General features: G+C 42.6%; 1 protein-coding gene. It reads right to left on the bottom strand.

Translation table 11 applies throughout. The features are described from left to right. Positions 1 to 26: 26 nt before the first annotated feature. The coding region (locus tag SB816_RS34445; protein ID WP_169776413.1) for an autotransporter outer membrane beta-barrel domain-containing protein at positions 27 to 242 on the bottom strand (216 nt) is incomplete at its 5' end.

The raw sequence follows: 242 nt of genomic DNA, 5'->3' as shown, positions 1-242 counted from the left end.
AAGGATATTTATAATGTAAAGACACATCAGAAACGATATTCCACACTCAACATGGCAGATGTATTATGGTATCCATGTTCTCCAAGTTGAATGCCTGCATCAGCCCGGAATGCTACTTCTGGTGTTATCATTCCCACAACACCACCATTTATTTCTCCGATATCACGCGCACCATCCTGGTATATACTTACACCATTCATACTGGTGCCGAAAACACGACTATTGTGCAACCAGTGTGCCTC

Source organism: Achromobacter sp. SIMBA_011 (assembly GCF_046535435.1).
In the GTDB taxonomy this organism is placed as follows: domain Bacteria; phylum Pseudomonadota; class Gammaproteobacteria; order Burkholderiales; family Burkholderiaceae_B; genus Achromobacter; species Achromobacter dolens.
Note: the sequence above shows the minus strand (reverse complement) of the source record. Positions and strands in the feature narration are given on the sequence as shown.